Source organism: Rathayibacter sp. AY1C6, assembly GCF_002931535.1.
In the GTDB taxonomy this organism is placed as follows: domain Bacteria; phylum Actinomycetota; class Actinomycetes; order Actinomycetales; family Microbacteriaceae; genus Rathayibacter.
On record NZ_PSWC01000027.1, the window covers coordinates 15,886 to 38,168 of the forward strand.

The window sequence follows — 22,283 nt, forward strand, 5'->3', positions numbered from 1 at the left end:
TCCTCCGGACGCACCCGCCCCTCACGCCGGCAGCAGCTGGAACCGCTCCCGCGCCACTCCGCCGGCGACGAGGTCCGCGAGCAGCTCGCCCAGGACCGGACCGAACGTGAAGCCGTGCCCCGAGAACCCGGTCGCCAGAGTCACGCGGCCCACGCGGTCGAGCACGAAGTCCTCGTCGGGCGTGCTGTCGTAGAGGCAGCTGATCGGAGTGGCGCTCGCCGCGTCCACGCCCGGAATCCACTCCGCGACGTAGCCGACGAGGCGGGCGAGCGCTCCGGGCTCGGGCTCGAAGGAGCGCTCGTCCGGATCGACGACGACTCCGGTGCTGTGCTCGCCCACCTTCACCCCGACTCCGGGCGTCGCGAGCCCGTAGACGACGGGCAGGCCGACGCGGTGGTGGGCGAAGCTCGGCCAGGAGTCGAGGGGCAGGTCCGTCGCGAAGTGCGCGGGCTGCTCCTGCGTGACGCGCAGCGGAGGGAGGCGTCGGCCGGCCGCGCGGACGAGGCCGTCCACGAGCGGAGGCGTCCAGGATCCGCCGGCCACGACGACCGCGTCGGCTTCGATGGCGCCGTCGGTGGTCAGCACGCGCACGTCGTCGGCGCGCTCCTCGATGCCCAGCACCCGCGTCTGCGTCCGGAGGACGGCGCCGCGTCCGAGGGCGGAGTCGAGCATCGCGTCGATCGCGGCCGCCGCGTCGAGGCGTCCACCCTCGGGGTGCAGCAGGACGTCGGTCTCGAAGCGGAGTCCCGGCCAGCGCCGCTCCGCCTCGTCCGCTTCGATCCGCACCACGGGGATCCCGTCGCGCAGGAGGACAGCCTCGACGGCGGCCAGGACGGCGGAGTCGCCGTGGTCGATCGCGCCGACCGGGTGCAGCAGGCGGCGGCCGGTCTCGGCCTCGAGCCGTGCCCAGGCGCGCCCGGCCCGTCCGGTGAGGGCGCGGTAGTCGTCCTCGAGGTAGCCGCGGCGGAAGATGCGCGTCTCGCCGTGGGACGAGCCGCGGTCGTGACCCCGCTCGAACTGCTCGACGAGCACTACGCGATCGCCGCGCTCGGTGAGTGCGCGGGCCGTCGCCGCTCCGACCAGGCCGGCTCCGACGACGACGACGACCTCTCGGGTCACGGGGTCTCCCGGGAGGCCCGGCGCACGCCGAGCAGGACCACCAGGCGGAGGAACCCGACGAGTCCCATGCCGATCAGCGCGGCGATCAGCATCAGCACGGCGATCCCGGCCACCCAGGTCGTGTCGCCGGTCACCGACTGCGCCGCGAACTCGGTGCAGAACAGCGCCAGCCCGGCGTAGCTCAGGATGAGGACGGTGATCGTCCCGGGACGGCGGAGGCGCTGCGCAGGCGTCCGCCAGAGGGCCGGCGGCTCGAGCCAGCGGCGCAGCAGCCGGATCACGAGGGTGCCGACGAGGCCGAGGAAGCCGGCCGCGATCAGGATGATGCCCGCGCCGCCGAGCCCCGACGCCTCGACGCCGGCCAGCTCGAGGGCGATCCCGATCGCGACGCCGACGGCTCCGGCGCCCCCCGCGATCATGGCCGCCCACACTCCGAAGCCGCCGCGGAGGACGCTCTCACGCTTGGGACGTGACGGGTCGGCGTCCATCGGACGCTGCTGGCGCGGGCGGATCGGCGCGGGGGGAGCCGACGCAGGCGCTGCTGCCGGAGAGGTCGCGGCCTCGGACACGCCCCAGACCGGAGCGGCGTCCGGCGTCTGCGACTCGATCACGTTCTCGCGCACCGGCACGTAGCGCAGCGGCGCGTCGATCCGCACCTGCGGCCGCCCGCGCACGACGATGGTCGCCCCCAGGTCGGCCCCTCGCTCCAGCGCGACGGGTCCGAGGAGGAGCCCGACCGCCGGATCGATCCGCCACGCGTCCGACCGGGGAGCCGACCCGTACCACTCCGCCGACACGGCCCCGCCGAGATCGACCGAGATCGGCCGCCCGTCGCTGTAGCTCGTCACCGGCACGAGCGAGCGGCCGGAGTTGCGCACCCGCGCGCCCACCCGCCACCAGTCGTCCCCGGCGTGCGTCAGCCGCACCTCGACGTCGACCAGCGACGCCGGCACCGCCCGCCGCCGTCCGATGACCACCGCGACGACCGCGAGCCCGGCGATGACCAGCCCGCCGAGCAGGCCGACCACTCCGATGAAGATCTCCATGGGAGCAGTCAAGCAGGCGCGGGTCGACGGCGCGGGCGCGACGAGGTGGCCTCCGGGAGGCTCGATCCCGGCCGTCGACGCTGTCGCTCCGCGCGGCCGCCCCCTGTTCCCGACCCTCCGCCCGACCGTCGAGCCCGGAGCGGGCCACTCCGCATACTGAGGAGGCGCGTCGCGTCGACCGCATCGCGGGTCTCATCGCAGGAGGGTCGATCATGCGCCACTGGCCTACGTTCCCCGTGCGCCGGCGCCCTCGTCGACGGGCCGGTGCGATCCTCGCTCTGCTGGGAGCTGCGGCGCTCGCCGTCGCCGCCGTCGCGCTGTCGGACACGGCGGGAGGAGGCGGACCGGAGGTGGTGTCCTCCTCGGCCGGTGCTTCTGCGGCGTCGAGCAGCCCGGCTGCTCCCGCGCCGAGCAGCCCCTCGGCGGACGTCGAGCCGTCCACTCCGGAAACGGAGCCGTCCGCTCCGTTCCTCGGGACGCTGGCCGCTCTCCCCTCGGTCGAAGGCCCCGCCGCCGTCCCCTACGACCGCGACCTCTTCGGACAGGCGTGGTCGGACGTCGACCGCAACGGCTGCGACACCCGCAACGACGTCCTCGGCCGCGACCTGCTCGCCCCCGTGTTCAAGCCCGGCACCCGCGACTGCAAGGTCCTCACCGGCACCCTGATCGACCCCTACGACGGCACCTCGGTCGCCTTCGTCTCCGGGACCGACACCTCCCGCCTCGTGCAGATCGACCACGTCGTCGCCCTCGGCTGGGCCTGGCACCACGGCGCCTGGTCGTGGACGGACGACCAGCGCCTCGCCTTCGCGAACGACCCCGCGAACCTCGTCGCCGCGTCCGAGCAGACCAACCGCGCGAAGAGCGACGCCGGCCCGGGGGAGTGGCTGCCACCGGCCCCGGAGCTGCGCTGCGGGTACGTGGAGCAGTTCGTGGAAGTGCTCAGCGTCTACGGGCTCGGGATCGACGCGCGGGACCGGGCGGCGTCGGAGGCGGTGCTGGCGGGGTGCGGGGAGTGAGGGGTGGAGGCCTGAATCGAGCGCGACGAGCTCATCCGGACACGGCAGTCTCGAACAGGTACTACCTCACCGTCGAATCCGCGCGAACCTACGAGACTCGGGACACATTGTGCAGCTCTTAGCGGACCTCCGCTACAGCTGCCGCCTGCGCTGCGCTGACGAGGGGCTGGAAGAAGCCGTTCTCGCCGACGAGTGAACTCCGATCCAGAAGCAGATTCATCGATTCGCAGGACGTCTCCGGCGCCATCAAGCAGGAGTGGCACGCGGCGAGATTCAAGCCGTCGATGCTCTGCGGGGAGGATTCGGCACAGACCGGATCGTTGGCGCACCATGTCATGGCCGTCAGCGCATTGACTACCGCCTCGGGAAGGCGGTCATGCTCTCCTTCTCGAGCAAGACCACCGAGCGTGCCCGCGGTGCCACCGGTCGTCGTGTAAACGAGGATCCCGTAGTCGCCCTGCGAGGCGTAAACCCTCTCGCGAAGAGCCGGAGCGGTGTATCCCGCTGTGTGTGCCAGCCTCGCCATCACGACATGGGCGAAGGAATGCAACAACATGTACTGCGGAGAAGGATCGGCGAGCCGCGATCGGAGGTTGGACGCGTCTCGATTCCGCCGCAAAGCGTCGTACCGATCCGCTGTCGTTCGGAGGTCCGCCCAGTCATCGACCGGTGCGGCAGCGAAGCGAATGAAGACACCTTCTCCGTAGTTCTCTACCGCTGGAAGCCAGCTCTTGGAGATCGTGGAGACAGGCACCGAAGGGACGAGTGCGGTGTCGGGCTTGTATCGACGGAACCCGACCGAGGCGCGGACCTCACGCAACCTGTCGACGATGACCACGGCGTCGAACGTTCGTGACAAGATGCCACCCACCTCCCCGGCTCCTGTCATCTCGTCAGTCCGGGTCACGAAATCCTGGGTCGCTGCTGATCCGTGCTGCGCGGCGTGGAACGCCTCGAATTCTTCGTCGAGGATCGAGCGACTGACTTGCGCGTGGTCGAACGACGGTCGCCCGGATCGCAACTGTAGGACCGCCTCCACAGACACGTCGAGGTCGTCCGCGATCATTCGAGCGATCTGATCGATCTTGCCTGGCGATTGAGCCGCGAGCAGCGCTTCGTGCATCAGATGGGAGCGAATGGCGTCGGTCGCCTCATCGGCTCTGGAAGGAACCCACGGAATGTCGATCGCTGACACCACGTCACCGAACCTGACGTTGGTCGCGCCGCGTTGCTGGGCGTCCAGCGGCTCGCCACAAGATGTCTCTTCGCGACGACGGTCCCACGGCTGTCGTCCTCGACAGGTGTAGCCGTCGCGAGCCAGCCTGCTCTTGTTCAAGTCGCCGAGAGAGCGGCTGCGGCCACAATCGCATTCAACGCGAAGCGCCGAAAGCCCTGCGCCTCGCCCGCTCGTCATGAATCGCAGCTTCGGGCTTCCGCACATTTCTCCAAGACGATGGGCCCAGCGGTCCCAGGGCACGTCCTCCGCATGTCCTCTCGTCGTACAGAGCAGGACGAAACGCATCGGAACCAGCCGGCCAGCACAGTCCGCGCACGTCGGTGCCGAACCGCCCTTGACGTTGTCCGACGCCTTCCACTTGTTCATGAGGCTGCATCTGTCGCAGAACATCCACGCCGGGAATCTGGTGAACTCGAGGGCGACCGACGTCTGGTCCTGATCGTCGTAGACAGGAGCGGACCGCAACTCGCTCACCGTCCGCCCTTCGATCTGCAACTTTTCGAGAAGACGAGGGCAGTCGACCGCGGGCAGTGCCTGCGGTGAGGGCCACGCTTCGCCCGTAGGAACCATGAAGGATTCCCCGAGGATGTCGACGACCGCTCCTGGTCCGAAAGGAGCGATGGTCTCAGTGAGCCGCAGAGTGCGCGCGTCGATCACGCCCTTCCGTGTCCATTTCTTCGCACCATTGCCGGTCACGACTTCTCTCCCCACGCTTTGATTCGGACGACCGCGTCGACAGTTCGCATTGAGTTCATCGCAGGCCATCCGATCCCCGCCTCGTCGAAGTTCTTCAGGAGGCGCTCGTTCGGCTCGGAGCCTTCATAGAGGAGCTCCTCGTTCGTGTCTCGAGCGTTCTGTGCCCGACGACCCCACTCGGCGATGGCGGCATCGAGCTCCCGCCGGGAGGCCTCGGATTCTCGAGGGTCGGAAACGCTTATGTGCTCGAGGATCAGGGTGTACGCCTGTCTCACCGCAGCCGAATCGACCTCGAATCGACGAGCCGCGTCGTTCTGCCGCAACGACAGTTGCCTCACAAGCATCGCGAAGGCGGCCCTGAGGGACCGCTGACGCGCCTGGAGAGACCACGGCGTCACTGACGCGGGCTCGACGAAACGGTAGTAGGAGTCGTGGTAGACGCCGAAGCTCTCGAAGACGGACCGGTCTCGCGGCTTGTGACTCCGGAACAACGTGATGACGATTCCGGGAACGGATCCGCGCCCGACTCGACTCGTCGCCTGAATGTACTCGGAGGTGGATTTGGGGTGTCCGTTGACGAGCATCAGTCCGAGTCGGTCGACATCGATGCCGACGGAGAGGATGTTCGTCGCCGCGAGCGCGTCGATCACTCCGTCGGAGCCGGGACCTTCGCCGAGGCGGTTCAACAGCTCGATCAGCTCCGAGTCGCGCACGTTGCTGTTCAACTCCTCCACAGCGTACGTCCTGGCCGCCGATGAAGTCAGTTGCGCTCGACGGTCGAGATCACTCTTGACGTCGTCACGGAGGATCGTGACCGTGCGCCCAAGCTCTCGAAGGCTGTTGTGGTAGAGAACCAGCGTCCAATATGCGCTTCTCTGCGCGCCGGTGAGTCCGAGCGCGTCAGGCGCTGAGCCCGCCTCGATCGCGAGCCTGCCGAGGGCCCAGGCCGGGCTGTGAGCCTGGGGCATGATGCCGACGTATGTGCGGCCGGGGCGGTCCCGGTCGGGCTCGGCGAAGAAGCTGTCGTCGGCGTTCAACCCGCTCGGAGGAAAGACGGCAGTCCGCGGTCGAGCGAAAATCCCGCGTACCTGATCCGACGCAGCTCGCACAGTCGCCGAAGACGCCACGATCTTCGGTGGTCGGCCGTTCGAGGACAACATCGCGGAGATGGCTGCCTCATATGTGCCGACCACGGTTCCGAGGGGGCCGGAGAGAAGATGAAGTTCGTCTTGGATGACCAGGCTCGGCGGACGGTTCTGTGTTCCCAGACCCAGCAGTGTGCCTGCCGTCGCGAGACGCGAGAGGCGAGCGAACTTGTCGACCGTTCCGACGACCATGGTCGGCGGGTGCGCATACATCGCTTCGTCGACCACCTGCACAGGTAGGCGCTTGAAGAAGGGGCACTGTGCTCGAGTGCAGTGGATGCGGAAGGAGGACTTCGTCGCGTCGAAGCCGTACTCGTCCCAATTCGAGCTACGTTCCTGCGGGACCAGGGAGGTGTCACACCACGGACACTCGCGGATCTGAAAGCTGTTCTGGGGACGATGTTGACCGCGGAGCAGCTCGAGGCGTTCCTTGGCCTGCGCGAACGTGTTCGGCGTTGCGTTCTTCCCCACCCAGAGGCCGACGGAGAACTCCGCAGTCCCCCGAAGGAGAGGCTCATCCACCCTCATCAGCTCGAGGGCGCAGAACAGCCGAGACGCACGCTGGAACTGCTGTGCCGTCAGGAGTCGCATCGTGTAACGGGTGATTACTGCCGTGCCGCCTCCGTGGATCGGTTCGACCAGGCGACGCCGGATCATCTCGATCGCGGCGAGCCCGAGATACGCCTCCGTCTTGCCGCCTCCCGTCGGGAACCAGATGAGATCGACGAGGTCCCTATCGGGATGCTGAGGGTCGGTCGTGGAGCAGAGCCCGACCAGGATGAACGCGAGCTGGAAGGGGCGCCAGGACGGCTCTTCGCCCACGACCGGAACGCGGCCACGGAGCATCTGGTCCCGCATGGCTCGATTCCCGAGCTGGAAGGACTGGAAGATCGTCTCATCCGAGGCGAGGAGGTCGACGCCCTCGGACATGCGTCTGACGGCGGACGTCATCTTCTCCAGAAGCGATGAAGCGGTGCGTCGATCATTCAAGCCGCTGGCCTCTTCTCGTCGCGCCTCTACCCAATCGGAGTATTCGTCGATGAACCGGCGAAGGCCGTCGATGACGTCGGTGCGAGCGACACCTCGATCGGAGAGACGATCCAGCCGGAGGAACGAAGCGGACGATTCCCGAGCTTTGATGGCGGGTACTGTCTTCACGGGAATCGTGACGGAGCGCAAGCCCGCAGGCTCACCCGGAGTCTCGTCCCACTCGACAGAGACCCCGTGTCCGACGCCATACGTACGCCGCCCGCGATACCTCAGGCGTAACTCGTCCTCCTCGGGAGTCCGAGTGAAAGAGAGGGCCTCAGGGTACGGGTGAAGACGGCCGCCGACGACCTCGCAGCCGAAGCCGACCTGGAACAGGCAGTCCGCGCTCGCGGATTTCGCCCTGCCCTCCTCGACCTCACGAGCGTTCGCGAGGGAAACGGTCGTCAATGTCAGACCGCCGAAAGGGCGGTTCCGCCAGTCGATTCGAGCTCGGCCGTCGAAGACGAGAACCGAGCCGGCGAGAACCTCGGAGGAGATCGGTACAGTCGCGGGCGGCAGAGACGATCGACGCCAACCGTCCCCTTCGATCGGATAGAGCGCGGCTTCGACCTGCACGGCCAACGACTCACCGTCGTGGAGGAATGACATCCCCAGGGTGCTCGGTGCCCATCCGAACGCGCTCGTCAAGTCGAGTCCCTCCTCGGACTCCTCTTCTTCCGCTGCGTATCCACCTACCACCTCTTCATCGGGGAGAAGGTCTGATCGCAGAACCGCGTCCTCGTCCATGGAGAGGGAGAGTTCACCTCGACCACTGCGTTTCTCGGTCGGGTAAAGAGTTCCGACCAGGTAGGCGTACACCGGATCCTGGTCCAAAAGCTCATCGCTACCGCCCCTGGGCCCCAGCCAAGCCGCCCGAAGTGTCTCCACCATGGCGTCGCGGCTCTGTTCCATCGTCGGTTCCGCCGTCATGACCGGTCCTCCCACAGGTAGTCGAACTCGGTATAGGCGAGATCTGCGCCGAATTGATCGAACGTGTCAGCTACATTCACAATTGTGCAGACGTCTGTTCCGCCGTTTATCCGGCCGCGAAGTCCGCGACCGACCATCTGGATGTAACGATTAGGACTGAAGGTCGGGCGTGCGATGTAGAGAGCACGTACCTTCGGTGCGTCGAAGCCCTGGGTCAGGAGATCGCAGTTGATGAGGAACTGAGCGTCTCCGGATTTGAATCTTTCGACGGCCCTTCGCCGTGCGGGACGTCGCATCCCGCCGTCAACGGACTCCGCCGTCCTGCGTTCGAGGCGAAGTAGAGCAGCCAACGTATGAGCGGACGCGACCGAGGGGGTGAAGACGAGGATCGGCCACTCGGTCGGTTGGGCGAGGAGGTCGTCGAGGAGCAGCTGGGTCCGGTCGAGGTCGGCGCCGATGCGCTCGAGCAGCGAGCGGTTGACCTCGTTCAACTTCCGGAGGTCGGCGAGCTCCTGCGCCGTTGCCTCATAATCGCCGCCGGCGAGCACTCGGTGGTCGATGTCGGAAAGAACCCCGCGAGCCCGCAATTCGCTGACGGCACTGTCGGCTGGAAACGCCTCGAGGCGCCGTTCTCCAAAGCGGAGGGCGAGAGTTCTGTTGTTCTCGTATCCTCGGCCCTTGAAAGCTGTCGCAGTGAGTCCGAGTAGTGGTCGGGAAGTCTGGGACGACGTGAGCCCGAGCCAGGAAAGGATCTCGGTGTAGGTCTTCGAGGTCGCGGTGTGGGCTTCGTCGATGACGACGAGCGCGGGGTCGGCGAGCCATTGCAGACGGGATGCCGCGGTGTTGATCTGGCTACTCAGCTTGTCGTCGATCGCGACGACGAGTTGGAAGTCGGCGTCGGCCTCCTCCACGGCGTAGTCGCCCCAGAACCGGCTGATCTCGAGGACCCGAGCGTCCCCGAGCGCTCTCCAGACGTCGGTCCAGGTCTGAATGGCCTGTTCGCACAGCTCTTCGGATTGCGCGATCCAGAGAACGGGGCCACTGAGTTCTCCGGCCAAGACCATACGAACGACAGCCTCGACGCTCACTCGGGTCTTGCCTGCACCGGTCGGTAGCGTCAGTAGTGCGCGCTGCGGAGTCCCGGGCTTCAAGACGAGTTCGCGGATCTGGGCGGCGAGATCCTCTTGGAAGTCGTGCAGCTCCGAGAGCTGGATCCTTCCCTGGATCTGAACCGACCTCGGTTTCGTGACTTGCTGCGAACCGGCGAAAGCGATCGGGAACCCGAGGTTCTCGACGAAACCGCGCGCGGCGTCCGCGCCTGCCCAGGCTTTCGGGACGCCGTCCAGATCGTCGAGCCGCTTACGGAGCACCCAGAGAGAATCGTCCCCATGGATCTCGAGGAATATCTCAGCGACGCGCGCGTCGGATTGTGCGCCTAAGCGTTCTTCGACGACCTCCAGGAGCCCGCGCGGAAGCTCTTCTCGCAGCGCTCTCGGTCCGGCCAGGAGAAGGAGGCGCAGCGAGTCGGATGGAGCGGCGCGACACTGATTCACCAGCTCCGTCCTCCGTAGTGCTTCGTCCTCGCTGAGCACGCGCTCGACTTCGTCGAGAGTCAGTCCGAGTCCTATACAGTTCGACACCTCGAGGAGCGTGTCGATGCTGTCCAGATCGGAGTCGACGAAGATCGTGAGCCGATCTTCCGACAGAGCACGCCGCTGGCGCTGCTCGGTGCTCCCGTCAGGCCCGGACAGGCGCCGTACGATCCTCGGGCTTCGTACGATTTTGACGTTGTCGAGTTTCGCGTACCGGAATCGCAGTGACGGGTGCACGTCCTCGACCAGCTCCGCAGGAGTTCCTGGTTCGATGTCGATCGATCTTGCGAGAGCGACTTGCGCTTCCTGGAGGCGCCAACTCTCCGCGAGCGCCTCGACCCCTGGAACGTGTACAGGCAACCAGGCGATCTGCAACTCGTCCAGGTCGGCGATGTCCTCGTTCTGGGCGATGAACACGGAGCCCGTGGAAGCCCACGTCACTGATCCGCGGCTGAAAGCGGGCATTTCCGCCGGTCGGTTCCTCAGCCGGCCGGCGACGGCGACGATGAATTCCACCAGTTCGCGTTGGCCTAGCGAAGCCCCGCGTTCGATGACCGCGGGAGAGAAGGACCGAAGGAGAAGAGTGTCGGAGACGTCGATCAATCGCTCCGGAGCCTCGAAGAATTCGGAGATCCGCTCGTCCGCGACCGGGAGGAAGGCACCGAACCGCTTGAGGCTCGAGCCCACGAAGTCTCCAGGTCTCCGGATCCCGTTCGACGTCTTGACTCGGCCGTGGGTACTGAGCACCCATCGTTCGAAGGAGAAGTGCGATGCGGACGCCTTGCGCCCGCCGACCGCGACGGCGGTGTATCGGCGTCGCGGTTCAGCGCCGCGCATGACGAGCTCATGTGTCCACGTCGCGGCGTCTCGAGGGGCTTCCGCTAAGCCGGGCAGGATGTCGAGGGGACCGAACGAGGCGAGGTCCTGGAGCTCGACTCGGTCCATCCGCAGGCTCTCCGCTCTGAAGGCCTGCGCGAATTCGGAGGCGAGCCACGTGCGGTAGCTCGGGAAGAGCCTGTCGTTCTCGGCGGCGGCACGGCGAGGAGCCGCTTGGAGACATCCCGCGGCGACGAGGGTGTTGAGCGGGACTCCTGCCGCTGCAGCTCGTCGTTCGGGTGGTATCCCGGAGAAGGGGGAGGAGGCGAAGAGGTCGGACGCGGGCCTGAGCTCGCCGGTCTCCGAGATGACCTTTATTCCGACTCGAAGTCGAAGCGCGTCGATCACTTTCGCGGACTCCTCACGTTCTGCGCTCTCGACGAGCTTCCAGAACATGCTCCAATCCTTATCGGGTGACCGCTCCCCGAGGCGAGAGACAAGGGCTTTCAAGGCAGTGGTCGCCGACGCGCTCCTCATGCCGAGCTCGGACAGTCGTGTCCGAACGGCCTCGTCAGTCGCAAAGCGTGGGTCGACGGACGGAATGCTCTCGGGCGACTCGAAGCCCTCCACTGGAAGCAGCGCCGTAGCGACTGCCCGCTCAATCGAGAGCCGACCCGCGGTGGTCGGAACGATCGCGGCGTGCCGAACGGCGTCGTCGCCGCGAGTCCGTTTGAGCGCACCGACGATCTCGAGGGAGGCGACGAGAGCTGCCGGCGTTCCTACCGCAGCGAGCTCCTCCAACCATTGATCGAGGCGGACCTCGCCGCCGGTGCGTTCGCCGGACTCTCTCGTCAGTGTTCGCAACCGGGAGGAGCGGGTCCGTGTCCGATAGCAACTCGAGTGCGGGGTGTCGATTCGAGAGATCTGGTCCTGCCAGAGCGCGACGATCTGCTCCGTGGCGGGTGCTGCACGGCCGTCGTCCTCGTCGGCCGCTTCGGGGAACCTGGAGAACTCGCCTGGCGCCCGTAGTGCTCCCGAGGCATCAGGAATGATCTCGCGGAACCTTGCGAGGCGTGGAATCGCCTCGGAGAGCCTGTGATCGCCGGGGCCCCGGACCTCTCGTCCACGTCCGGGGAAGAGGTCCAGATGAGCCGCCGGGTCCTTCGGATCCGATGAGCGAATCGCCACATCGAGGAAGAGCTCGGCGCAGACGTCCAACATCTCTCCGTTGAGGCGGCTTCCGGCGAGCATCGTCGTCCGGTCGTCGTTGACCTGCCAGGGCGCATTGAAGATACCGCTGGCGGTAGTGAGATCGTTGAGAGGGAACCACGCCCAGAAGTGCCCGAGGCCGGCTCGGACACCGGGCGGTACGGCGTAGGAGACGGTCATGGCGGTTCTTCGCGCCGTATCCGGCAGAGTTGCAAGAGTCTCCGGGGACGGCTCAAACCGCCTGTCGGCGACAAGCCAGCGGACCTTCTTCCCGCTCGGCCCCATGAGGAAGACCTCACCACGGTCAGAAGCGTCCTCGCGCACGTGCCGCACCCTGGTCAAGGTGCCGTCGGCGTTCTGCGTGGATACCGCGAGCTCGCTGATCGAGCGCATGAAGAGCAGCAGCTCGGTGTTCAGTTCGAGGAGTTCCTCTCTGATCCGCGGGCCGCCGGAGACCAAGGGGACTTTGATGACCGTCGAGGCCCAGCCGAGCAACTCAGCCAGATGCGGATCCTCGGCTTGCGCCGCACCGGAGTCGATCGGGGTCGGTACACGCATCACAGGAAGGCGGCCGGACTGTGACTGCATCCCCTCGAAGAGCTCGACGACGTCGTCACCGTTGAACTGAAAGGACGCCTCTCTGCTGTGGATCTGCGGATTGTTCGTGATTCCGAGGAGAGATTTGAATCCCAGGCCGAATCGCCCGATCTCGTCGCCGCGCTTCTCGCTGAGGAACGCCATGGAGACAGCTCGTACACCGTCCCGGGTGAATGGTGCACCCTCGTTCGCGCAATAGAGCGCCCTGTTGGCGACTCTCAGTTCGACTCGGCCGGGAGTGGATCCTAGGGCGTCGGCGGCATTCTGGAGCAGCTCGCTCACCTGGCGCGTGCCGTATCCGCCGAAGCGGTAGCTGTCCTCCTGCCGAACATGTTCCTCCATCAGATCCCGATTGCGACGATAGGTGTCGATCGCCGTCGCCTGCAGCTCAAGCACGTATCCGCGCAGGTCAGCCACCTGTCCTTCATCCATCGAGGGTCTCCTTGTTCTGGCGCTACTGCTGGTGTGTGCACCGAGATGGGAACTCGGCCGATCGGTGGGCGGTGGTCGCGAAGGATCAGGATCCGCGATCCGAGTCGTCGGCACCGTGGGCGGCGAGCTGTTGAAGGATCATCCTGTCGAGGACATCGATGTCGACGAGCCCGTAGAAGTCGACCATGTGCTCCATCCGGCCGGCCGCGGTCTGCATCGGAGCCAGTCGCGACACGGCGAGTACCTCTTGCAGAGGCACCTCCAGAAGGCGCCGGACCCCCAGCGGTCGGATGCGGAGTGCCGGCGTTCCCGCGATGCGCAGGGTGCGTTGGGACCCGAGGAGGGGGATCTCGAAGTCGTCGGCTTCGATGCGGCGGGAGTCGAGCAGTGAGGCGATCGCTCCGTTCATCGCCGCGTCCGCCGATCCGAGGATGGACTCGTCCTCCACAGTGCCCGCGATCAAGCGGCGGAGGCGCGATTGCAGGACGGGTCCTTCCGCCGCGATCGCCGCTTCGACCACTCCTTCGAGCGCGGACTCTTCGAGCAACTGCGTGGCGGACAGGGCGGCGGGACGGACGTAGGCGATGTACTCCGGTTCGACGAGCCCGAGTGCACGCTCGGGAACCTGTTCCTCGGGGACGACGGAGACGGAGGCGCCAATGGTGCTTCCGGTGTCGTGCGACGCGTTCAGGCCGCCCGTCACCTGGAGGGTCGACTGCTCGACGACCTCGTCCGCCAGGGCGCGGATCTCGTCCTCGTCGAGGGCGGGCGTCTGGACGAAGGCGAGGAGTCGGCGGATCCTCTTCGTCGCGTCCCGGACGATCGCCCGACGATCACCGGTGACGGTGACGAAGGACCGGGCGAGCGCGCGCACGAGGGCGCTGTCGCCGCCGATCGACCGACGCTCGAACAGTTGGTTGAGGTCGCTCTCCGACAACGGGCCGAGCAGTTCGGGCTCCTGTCGGAACGCTTCGCCCTGCCACCACAGGCGAGCCCAGGTGTGACGGGTCAGGTCGCTTCCGATCCACCGTTCTTTGTTGCGGTGCCCGAACCGCCATTCCGTGACGTCGGGCAGCACCGCGAACGAGACGAAGGACCAGACGTCCCCGGTCGCCGCTTCGGCGAACGGCACGTCGATCAGCTCGCGGACCACGAACGCGGCCTCACGGTCGAAACGCCCGAGGTCGTCTCCGGCGGAGTCCGGGAATCCGTGGCTCTCCGCGAGAGCGGTGACCCGCTCTCGAAGGGTCTCGAACTCCTGCTCGTCGGCGCGGTTCCCGATCGCGCGCCAGTGGGCGTCGCGGATCAACTGCCGTCCGCTCGCGGACCCGTCGTTCTTGACCCGGTCCCATTCCCCTGCCGCGATCGCCCTGCTCAGCCTCGGCCAGATGATCACGAGAGCTGCCTTCCGACGCCGAGCGTGCGCACTTTCGACATGATCGCCGCCCGCCACATCGCCAGCTCGGAGGGGACGACGGGGACGGATCCGAGGTCGTCCGCCCGGGTGAGGAGTGAGCGGAGCACGTGACCGACTGTCTCCTCCTCCCAGTCGTTCTCCATCAGGTCGTGCTGTAGCATCGAGGCGGACTCCAGCAGCAGTCCGAGAACGCCTTCCTCGAGGCCGTCGAGCAGCATCTTCTCGCGGTCGGTGGGCCTCCTGGATCCGATGGCCTTCGTGAGTTCCGCATCGCGCTCGTTGATCTGCAGCCGGAAGCCCGCGAGGAAGGCCTGGTCCAGCTCCTGAGACGTCTCGAGGTGCCAACTGGCGGCGTTCGGCAGTCGCGTCTTGACGAAGTCGACGACCTCGACGGGGAACATGCCGATGGTGCCTTCGAGTGCCACCGAGTACCGGCGCTCAGCCAGCACGGAGCCGCGACGGCGGGCCGTCCCGGCTCCGACGTCCGCGTTCGGCAGAGCGACGACGGCGGTGGTGATCTCGACCTTCCCGTCGAGGCGGGCTCCCGGCATCGTGACCGTGAAGTCAGTGACTCCGGCGTCCGCGAGTGGGATCCGGGGAGCGGCCGCGCGGAACCTACTGGACGAACAGGACCAGGAGACGGCGAGCGCCATCTCGCGCAGCGTCAGACCGGTCTCCGTCTCGACGGCGCGAGGGTCGATCTCGACGGAGCCGCGGATCACCAGGTCGATCGAGGGGTCCCACCCCTCGATCTCGTCCCGGAGAGGAACCCACGCGTCCCCGTCGAGGAGATCCGGCGCCGACCAGCTGATCGTCGCGGGTGAGGGTGTGCGATAGGGCGCGAGTGCGTCCGCCATGTCAGCTCTTCCAATCCACAGTGAGACGCAGGGCGGCGTCGTCGACGATCGTCACGGAGAGCCACCACCGATCCGCCGCATCGGTCTGCGGCGACAACACGGGTCCCTGAACGACGGAGGTGTCGCCCTCCTGCCGACGCCAGACGAAGTCGGGCGCTGCGGCGCCCTCGGGCGGGTCCTCTTCGAGGCCACCGCCGTCGAGGACGACCTGCGCCGAGGCGACCACGGTCTGCTCGTCCTCCGACGGGGGGACCTCGACCAACGCGCGCAGGACAGCGATCCCGTCCTCGACCACGACACTCGGACCTTGGACGATGCGCGGCTTCGTCGCGCGCCGACGCCGAGAGCCGCCGCCCCCGCCGCCTTCACCGCCGCCTCCCGAGCGCTTGTCCGCGACGGGACCGTCGGACCCGGCACCCGTCCCCGAGAAGCTGCGAGTGACGGAGCCGAGACGGGCGGCCAGTCGACCGAGGCCCGCCGTCTCTGTGGAGGACTTGAACGTCTTCTTCGGTCCCGTCTCCTTCTGGATCGCCCCCCGGAGGAATGCGCCCAGATTGTTGACGACGCCGAGGTCGGTGCCGCGCAGTCCGGCCGGTACCCACGCGTCATGAGTCGGAGGTTCGGCACGACCGAAGACGTCGTCGGCCTCTTCGGACCCGATGAAGACACCGGAGTAGCCGAATCGAGGGTCGGGGTGCTCTTCGCCGATGAAGTAGTCGACGACGAGTTCGACCCTGCGCATCCGTGCGATGTGACGGCGTGGCCCACTGATCGGACATGCCGCGTCGAACTCGTCGTCCTCGGAGGGAACGGCCGGGGACAGCTGCAGTGCCATCGTTCCCACGTCGAACGGCGCTCGCTGGCGGGTGTAACGGTGGCCGTCGAGTCGACGGGCCTTCTCGAGGGCCATCGCGAAGGGTGCGACCGTCGGAATCCGATCGGCCGAAGGGACCGCTTCCTGCTTCCCGTCGACACTCGTGGAGAGGAGGAGGACTCCTTCCGGCGCGGGGACCGTTTTCGGCCAGAGGTGCCAGACCATGGAGGAACGGAGGAAGGCGATCGCTTCATCGACGGTCCTCGGTCGTTCCGAGTCGAACATCCCCAGGTCGGGGTCGATGATGACGACGTCCGTCCCGTGCTCGCCCTCGGTGAATCCCGGCAGCCCCAGTCGCGCAGACAGGTCCGCCGCTTCGAACCCCGTCACCGGGTCGGGCACGCCGTCCACCACGTCGCCCCACCAGTGACGGCCCGTGTAGACGTCGTTCCCGTCCATCCACTTGTGCGTCATCGCTGCGCCCATGACTCGCCGGCCGGCCTTCCGATCGACCGCGTGGGTGTCGACCAGGATGGCGCTCGCCCGACTGACCGAATAGTAGATGCCCTTGCCGAAACCGTAGGTCCCGCCCCCCAGCGACTGGTTCCGTGGCTCGCCCACGTTGCGGAGGAACTGGACGAAGTCGGGGCGCTCGTCCTCCTCGACGCGTGCATCAGCGCGCGCGGGACCACCGAGTCCCACGGTCCCTCGATCGCTGACCGTCATGACGAGAGTGTCGGGGGTCCATTCGGTCTTCTCGAAGAGTCCGCTCTCCGTCGGAAGCTTCGACTCGAAGTTCTCCTGCCACACAGCGGCACGATCACCGAGGCGGGAGATGTCGATGGAGAACCGGACCTCGAGCCCGGCCCGAGCGTCCCAACTGTTCTGAGCGGCTTCTCTCGCCAGGACGGTGAGGGGATCGAGTCTGGGCTGACCGAGTTGCTTCTTGATGCCGTCGGCCGCTGCCGAGCCTTCCGGCGCGAAGCGCTGGGACCACCATTCAGGCATGTAGGACCTCCTGCAGGAGTTCGTCGACACCGCGTGCCGAGGCGAAGGGAAGAAGCGCTGCGGTCCGCAGTTGATAACTCACGTCGGAGTAGTCCTCCTCGGCACTACCGGGCAAGGGGACGAGTCGGGGTGTCGTGTCTTCGACATCGAGCACGATGACGGAGCCCGTCCGGAATCGAGTCAGTGGAGGACCGTCGACCGCGGTCGACAAGCCGAGTAGAGCGAGCGGTCGGTCGAGATCGACGTCGTGAACCTCGCGGAGTCGCGCCGCGGTCTCGAGGACGGTGGCACCGTCCTCCGCTTCGAACACCTCGATCAGAAGGAGGTGCAGGCTTCGCCCGTCGTGCCTCGCCAACTGTCGGAGGCCGTGGACTTCGATGGAGTCCGAGTCCGCCACGGCCTTGACCTCGACGCAGCCGGAGGGGAACTCGAAGTCGTGCGGTTCTCGGAAGGGCCCACGCCAGGCGTCCGCGACGGTCGCGTCGATGCTCAGAGCCCGATCGAGAACGGCGAACTCCGCCGCGATCCCCATCTGCTCGATGAACGACAACCGCTTCCCTCGCTCCAGGGCGAGAAGACGCCGCCATCGGTCGATCGCTTCGAGAGCCGCCGCGCCCGCTGACCGCGGGTCGTCGACGCTCGCGATGACGTCCTCGATGAGGAGGTCGAACTCCGCGTGGACGGAGGAGTCGCCGCACGCGACGTCCAGGACGATTCCGCTGTCGACGCCGAAGGCCAGGTGGCGAACGGCGAAACGAACGGCGTCCCCGTCCCCCGGGAGCGACGGAGGTGCGATGACGAGAGGGACGAAGAGGTGACGTCGACCGTCACCGTCCACACCGAGACGGACACTTCTCGGACCCACGTCCTTCATCGGGAAGGATTCGAGCCGATTCCCCGAGGGACGGACGAGGACCGCCCAGGCGCCGACGGTCGTTCCCGTCGGACTCACGCCGTCGTTTCCGCTTCGGTGTCCTCATCGACGCCTTCGACGCGATCGTCGGGCTCCTCGATCTCCATGTTCGACAGATCGACCGAGACCTTCGTCGCCGCGACGACGAGCTCAGGGGAACGCTGGCCCGGGAAGACGACGCCGATACCGACCGGGACGACCTCGGCGTCCATGGACAGGCGGAGTCCGTCCCTGCCGCCCAGCGCCCCACCCTTCGGAGCGATGAAATAGAGGACGAGCAGACCCTCCGCACGGGCGACGGGATCGAGGTCTCTGAGCCTGATCAGGTCCTCCTCACTGGCCTTGCGCGCGTCCTGACGGGACAGACCGAGATCGGCGACACGGTCCTCCTTGCTCATCAGGGTCTTGATGTCGGCCCCCTCGAAGCTCTCCTTCCCGTTCACCCGGCCGCGCGTGACCATGTGCACGTCGAGATCCCCGACCTGGACGGTCTCACCCTCCGGGCTCTCGACGATCGCGACGGACCATGTCTCGAGGCTCTTCTCTTCAGCAATGGTGCACTTCTCGATGTACTGCCGCATGAGGTCGGGATCGACGTCCTTCGACTCCGTGTGCACCGAGTAGTCCGACAGGAACCTCTGAACCAGATCCACCGGAACGTGACGGTAGAGTCGCGCTCCTGTCGCTCCGGTCTCCAGAGGTCGTTCCGATCGTCCGCACGCGTCGAGGAGTGCGGTCGCGGCGTCGAGGTTATTCTGCAGCCACGTCCGGTCGTGGTTCCGGAAGTACCGCGTCTGGAAGCGCCGCCCCTCGAACGACACGAATCGAGGGGAGGCGGCTCCCATCTTCGCGGTGATCCGCAGCGCCGGGTGCGTACTGATACGGACAGCGGCCTGTTCCGGCGTGATGTCCTCCCGCTGGAATCGGTCGATGTCGTCGCGCATCTCGTACTCGACCCGGGAGAGATGGCGGAAGTTGTCCTGCAGCTCCGCCGTCATCCAGATCCGGGGCAGGTCCTCGTAGCCGGTCCGGTAGCCGAACCAGCGCCCCATCTGCATCAGAGTGTCGTACGCGCTGGCGGCTCGAATGAAGAAGCTGACGACCAGTCCTTCAAGGGTCAGGCCGCGCGAGAGAGTGTTTCCACCGACGGCGATGACGACCTGCGAGGGCCGGGAGTTGTAGTCGAGGCGGTCGGTGCTGCGGAAGTTGTCGAGGACGACCCGGGACTCGTCGACGCTCGATCGCAGGAACGGGAGGATCTCGTCGAACGTCGAGACGGACTTCGTAGGATCCTCGAGGGGCACTCGCGTGCTCTCCGTCGCCCAGAGTGCGCGCAGTCGATCCTCCGTCCCGGACCCTTCAGTGGCGAGACCGAGCGCTGTGGCGCCCCGGTACTGCTCGATGACCGGTTTGAAGGCCTCGTGCACCGACGTCTTGACCGTGGTGTGCACCAGCATCGAGCTGTGGCCGCGGTCGCCGCGTGCTCGACGGGCAGCCGTCGCCAGCCAGAACCAGTCGAGCGCGTCGGCGAACTCGGCGGTCACCTCCGGTACGAAGGTCGCGGCGTCCTTGGTGCCGGGCCGCAGTTTCGCGACGTCGTCGTCCGGCACGATCCGCACCATGTCGTATCCGTCTTCGGGCTGATCGGTCGATGCCAGGTCGGACGTCACCGTGTCACGACCGAAGATCTTCTCGGGTCCGAAGTAGCCGTCAGGCCTTGGCAGGCTGAGGATGAAGTCCCGCGGGTACAGATCGCTCTTGTCGTAAGGGTTGATGAAGACATTGGCGAAGGGAGTCGCGGTGTAGCCGATGTAGGTCGACTTGGCGGCGAGGCCGAGCAGATCCGTGATGAGCGGATTGATGGTCGACGTCTCAACGGACGCCTGGTCCGCCTCGTCGTCGATCACGAGCATCGGGCGCTCCCGGAGCGCCGTCCGGGCTCCGTCCGTCTCGAGCCACTTCTTCAGCTTCCTCAGGACGGAGGCGTTCTTCTTCACCACCGCGACTCCGGTCTTGTTCCCGGAGAGGAGCGCAGCAGCGTCGAACGGAGGGAGTCGGAAGTCGCGGTCGAGCTCGGTCAGTCGGAACCAGTCCTTCGCCGGAACCCGCGCGAGCGCTTCCTCCAAGCGCATCTGCGTCTGCTTGCGGAGGGCGTTGTGGATACCGGAGAGGACGATGATGAGCCCGTACTCGAGATCGGCCATCTTCGCCGCCGTGGCGAGGAAGTTCGTCGTCTTGCCGCTCTGCACGTAGCCCACCACGAGACCGCGGGTACCCCAGCCGGCCTTGTCGGGTCGTTCGGTGTGAGCGACGACCTTGTCCGACGAGCTGTTGACGCTCATCAGGCGGTCGTCGTTCCAGCCTTCCGAGCGGAACTGCTCGTACAGACCGCTCCAGAACTTGTCGTCCGGGGTGGGGCCCGGGTACCAGTCCGCCTTGCCCGCGGCGATGATGACCGGTCCGCCCGTCACCACTTTCTTCTTATCCGCTTCGAACCGATCGCGGAGCTGGGCGAGTACGCCCGCGTCCAGTACACCTGACATCGATTCTTCTGCGGCCTCGACGCCGTGCCGGCGCGCGTACGAGGCGAACATTCCGTAGAACATGTCGATGCTGATCGAGACCACTTATCCTTCGTCGGACGATGATGCTCGTGCAGCCTATTGAGGCCCACCGACATGGGCAACTCGAAGTCGAACCGGTTCAGCTCGATGAAGCGGCATTCGAGTCGACCCTCAGAAAAGTGAGATCGAATCCGTTTCGCGAGGACCGGCGACGAGGACGTCGCCGTCCAACGCGCCGATGAGGTGAGTCGCGATCGCAGCGCCGAGCGGGATGGGCACGGCGTTACCGATCTGCTTCGCGATGGCCGTCCGGGACCCGACGAATCGGTAGTCGGTGGGGAAGCCCTGCAAGACGGCCGCTTCGAAGAGGGAGATCGACCGCATCGCTTCGGGGTGCAGGTAGCGGCCCTTCTCCGGCTTGAAGAACTCGGTCCTGATGGTCACGGCCGGCTTGTCCCAGTGCAGCCGTCCCATCACGTCAGCCGAGCCTGTGCGGTGGTTCCTCCAGCAGTTCGCCTGCAGCTCGTAAGGGAGGTCGAACCGATTACCGCCGGGCGGGATCCGGGCGAAGCGCTGGAGGGACAGTGATGAGTAATTCCTCCCGGTGTGCAGTTCGAGACCGGAATACGGACCCTTGAGCAGTCTTCCCGCGAACTCGATCGACCGCTCGGGGAGGTCTCTCTCATCGATGGTCTCGAAGGAGATCCGGTGCTCCGCCATCAGAGCGTCGCGAACGGTCCGGTGACGTCCGAGATGGGAGGGCTCGGGGAAGCCCGGCGTGACGAGATCGCGACGGTGACCGATGAGTACGGCGCGCTTCCGTGCCTGAGGAGCGCCGTGGTCGGCGGCGTTCAGGATCCGGCACTCGAAGGCGTAGTCCTCGAGGACCTCGCCCGGCTGTACCGCCGCTTCGAACTCGCGGAACTGCGGCGACTTCATGAAGGCGGCGACGTTCTCCACGACGAAGTACTTCGGCCGCACGCGACTGATCGTCTCGGCGTAGGTCTTCCAGAGGTCGTTCCGCTCGTCCTCGACGTCCTGCTTGCCGAGGGTGGAGAAGCCCTGGCAGGGCGGACCGCCGATGACGATGTCGATGTCCGTCGGCATCGGTGCGTCGGCCAACCAGCTCTGAATGCTTCCCGCCCAGGCCTTGCCCCTGCCGAAATTGGCCTCGAAGGTCGCAGCGGCCGCGATGTCCCACTCGACAGCCGCGACCGTCTCGATCCGGGACGAGGCGGAGTGGAACCCTGCGGTGAGGCCGCCGGCGCCGGCGAACAGATCGAGGGTTCGAATCGGGCCGCGTTCCATGTGACAAACGTACTGTGACAAACGCACTGAAAACGGCGGCACCGCAGGCCCGAGGCGGTGGATCCTCTTACGCTCGGATCATGTCCTGGGCTTCGAGCGACGGCGTCCGGCGCTCGATGCGCAGCAACCGCGGCCGAGACACGAAGGCGGAGCTCCGCATCCGATCGGCGCTCCACGCCGCGGGACTCAGGTACCGCCTCCAACGCAAGGTGCCGGGGTCGTCCCGGCGCACCATGGACGTCGCCTTCCCCCGACAGCGCATCGCGGTCTTCATCGACGGCTGCTTCTGGCACGGTTGCCCGGTGCATCACACGGTGTCGAAGACCAACGCCGGCTTCTGGGCGGAGAAGGTGACGAGGAATCGCGAACGGGACCGCGACACCGACCGATTACTCCGAGAGGCAGGCTGGATCGCACTTCGTTTCTGGGAGCACGAGGACCCCGACGAGGTCGTCCGGGTCGTCACGGAGACGGTCGCGTCCCGACGAGTTCAGTGACGCTCCCGCCTACAACCCCCCTCTTTGACGCCCCGCCC

Annotated in this window: 14 protein-coding genes; 3 read left to right on the forward strand and 11 right to left on the reverse strand. The window is 66.7% G+C overall.

Annotated elements, in window-relative coordinates; all coding sequences use genetic code 11:
• Nucleotides 1–21 precede the first annotated feature (21 nt).
• Nucleotides 22–1,119 carry an FAD-dependent oxidoreductase gene (locus C5D36_RS14445; RefSeq protein WP_104296088.1) on the reverse strand — a complete coding sequence of 366 codons (1,098 nt, stop codon included), beginning with the start codon at nucleotides 1,117–1,119 and terminating at the stop codon, nucleotides 22–24.
• A complete protein-coding gene (locus C5D36_RS14450) occupies nucleotides 1,116–2,165 on the reverse strand; it encodes a hypothetical protein (protein WP_104296089.1) in 1,050 nt (349 codons plus the stop codon). The genes C5D36_RS14445 and C5D36_RS14450 overlap by 4 nt, the downstream gene beginning before the upstream one ends.
• On the opposite strand from C5D36_RS14450, the gene C5D36_RS16945 reads away from it, so the two are divergent.
• Entirely contained in the window at nucleotides 2,164–2,325 is a 162-nt protein-coding gene (locus C5D36_RS16945; RefSeq protein WP_181072917.1) for a hypothetical protein, read from the forward strand. The two genes, C5D36_RS14450 and C5D36_RS16945, sit on opposite strands and share 2 nt — an antisense overlap.
• Before the next feature lie 52 nt (nucleotides 2,326–2,377).
• A complete protein-coding gene (locus C5D36_RS14455) occupies nucleotides 2,378–3,184 on the forward strand; it encodes an HNH endonuclease family protein (protein WP_104296090.1) in 807 nt (268 codons plus the stop codon).
• Nucleotides 3,185–3,302: 118 nt separating this feature from the next.
• Here the strand turns inward: C5D36_RS14455 and drmB are convergent, their stop codons facing one another.
• The 9 genes from drmB to C5D36_RS14500 all read right to left on the reverse strand — a co-directional run bounded on the left by drmB (nucleotide 3,303) and on the right by C5D36_RS14500 (nucleotide 21,748).
• Nucleotides 3,303–5,117, reverse strand: coding sequence for a DrmB family protein (gene drmB / locus C5D36_RS16665; RefSeq protein WP_146083749.1), 1,815 nt, complete (start codon nucleotides 5,115–5,117; stop codon nucleotides 3,303–3,305).
• The gene (locus tag C5D36_RS14465; RefSeq protein ID WP_104296092.1) at nucleotides 5,114–8,221 is read right to left on the reverse strand and encodes a helicase-related protein; all 3,108 of its coding nucleotides are present in this window, start codon (nucleotides 8,219–8,221) and stop codon (nucleotides 5,114–5,116) included. Before C5D36_RS14465 ends, drmB begins: the two co-directional genes overlap by 4 nt.
• Entirely contained in the window at nucleotides 8,218–12,867 is a 4,650-nt protein-coding gene (locus C5D36_RS14470; RefSeq protein WP_104296093.1) for a sacsin N-terminal ATP-binding-like domain-containing protein, read from the reverse strand. The genes C5D36_RS14465 and C5D36_RS14470 overlap by 4 nt, the downstream gene beginning before the upstream one ends.
• An 85-nt stretch (nucleotides 12,868–12,952) precedes the next feature.
• Nucleotides 12,953–14,263 carry a hypothetical protein gene (locus tag C5D36_RS14475; RefSeq protein WP_104296094.1) on the reverse strand — a complete coding sequence of 437 codons (1,311 nt, stop codon included), beginning with the start codon at nucleotides 14,261–14,263 and terminating at the stop codon, nucleotides 12,953–12,955.
• Entirely contained in the window at nucleotides 14,260–15,141 is an 882-nt protein-coding gene (locus tag C5D36_RS14480; RefSeq protein ID WP_104296095.1) for a hypothetical protein, read from the reverse strand. Before C5D36_RS14480 ends, C5D36_RS14475 begins: the two co-directional genes overlap by 4 nt.
• 1 nt (nucleotide 15,142) lies before the next feature.
• Nucleotides 15,143–16,963, reverse strand: coding sequence for a hypothetical protein (locus C5D36_RS14485; RefSeq protein WP_104296096.1), 1,821 nt, complete (start codon nucleotides 16,961–16,963; stop codon nucleotides 15,143–15,145).
• Nucleotides 16,956–17,915, reverse strand: a complete 960-nt coding sequence (locus tag C5D36_RS14490) for a PD-(D/E)XK motif protein (RefSeq protein WP_104296097.1) — start codon at nucleotides 17,913–17,915, stop codon at nucleotides 16,956–16,958. Before C5D36_RS14490 ends, C5D36_RS14485 begins: the two co-directional genes overlap by 8 nt.
• Nucleotides 17,912–20,503 carry a Z1 domain-containing protein gene (locus C5D36_RS14495; RefSeq protein ID WP_104296098.1) on the reverse strand — a complete coding sequence of 864 codons (2,592 nt, stop codon included), beginning with the start codon at nucleotides 20,501–20,503 and terminating at the stop codon, nucleotides 17,912–17,914. Before C5D36_RS14495 ends, C5D36_RS14490 begins: the two co-directional genes overlap by 4 nt.
• Before the next feature lie 108 nt (nucleotides 20,504–20,611).
• Nucleotides 20,612–21,748: a DNA cytosine methyltransferase gene (locus tag C5D36_RS14500; protein ID WP_104296100.1), complete on the reverse strand. Its 1,137-nt coding sequence runs from the start codon at nucleotides 21,746–21,748 to the stop codon at nucleotides 20,612–20,614.
• A gap of 80 nt (nucleotides 21,749–21,828) precedes the next feature.
• Here C5D36_RS14500 and C5D36_RS14505 point away from each other — a divergent pair, with 80 nt between their 5' ends.
• Nucleotides 21,829–22,245: a very short patch repair endonuclease gene (locus C5D36_RS14505; RefSeq protein ID WP_104296099.1), complete on the forward strand. Its 417-nt coding sequence runs from the start codon at nucleotides 21,829–21,831 to the stop codon at nucleotides 22,243–22,245.
• Nucleotides 22,246–22,283 lie beyond the last annotated feature (38 nt).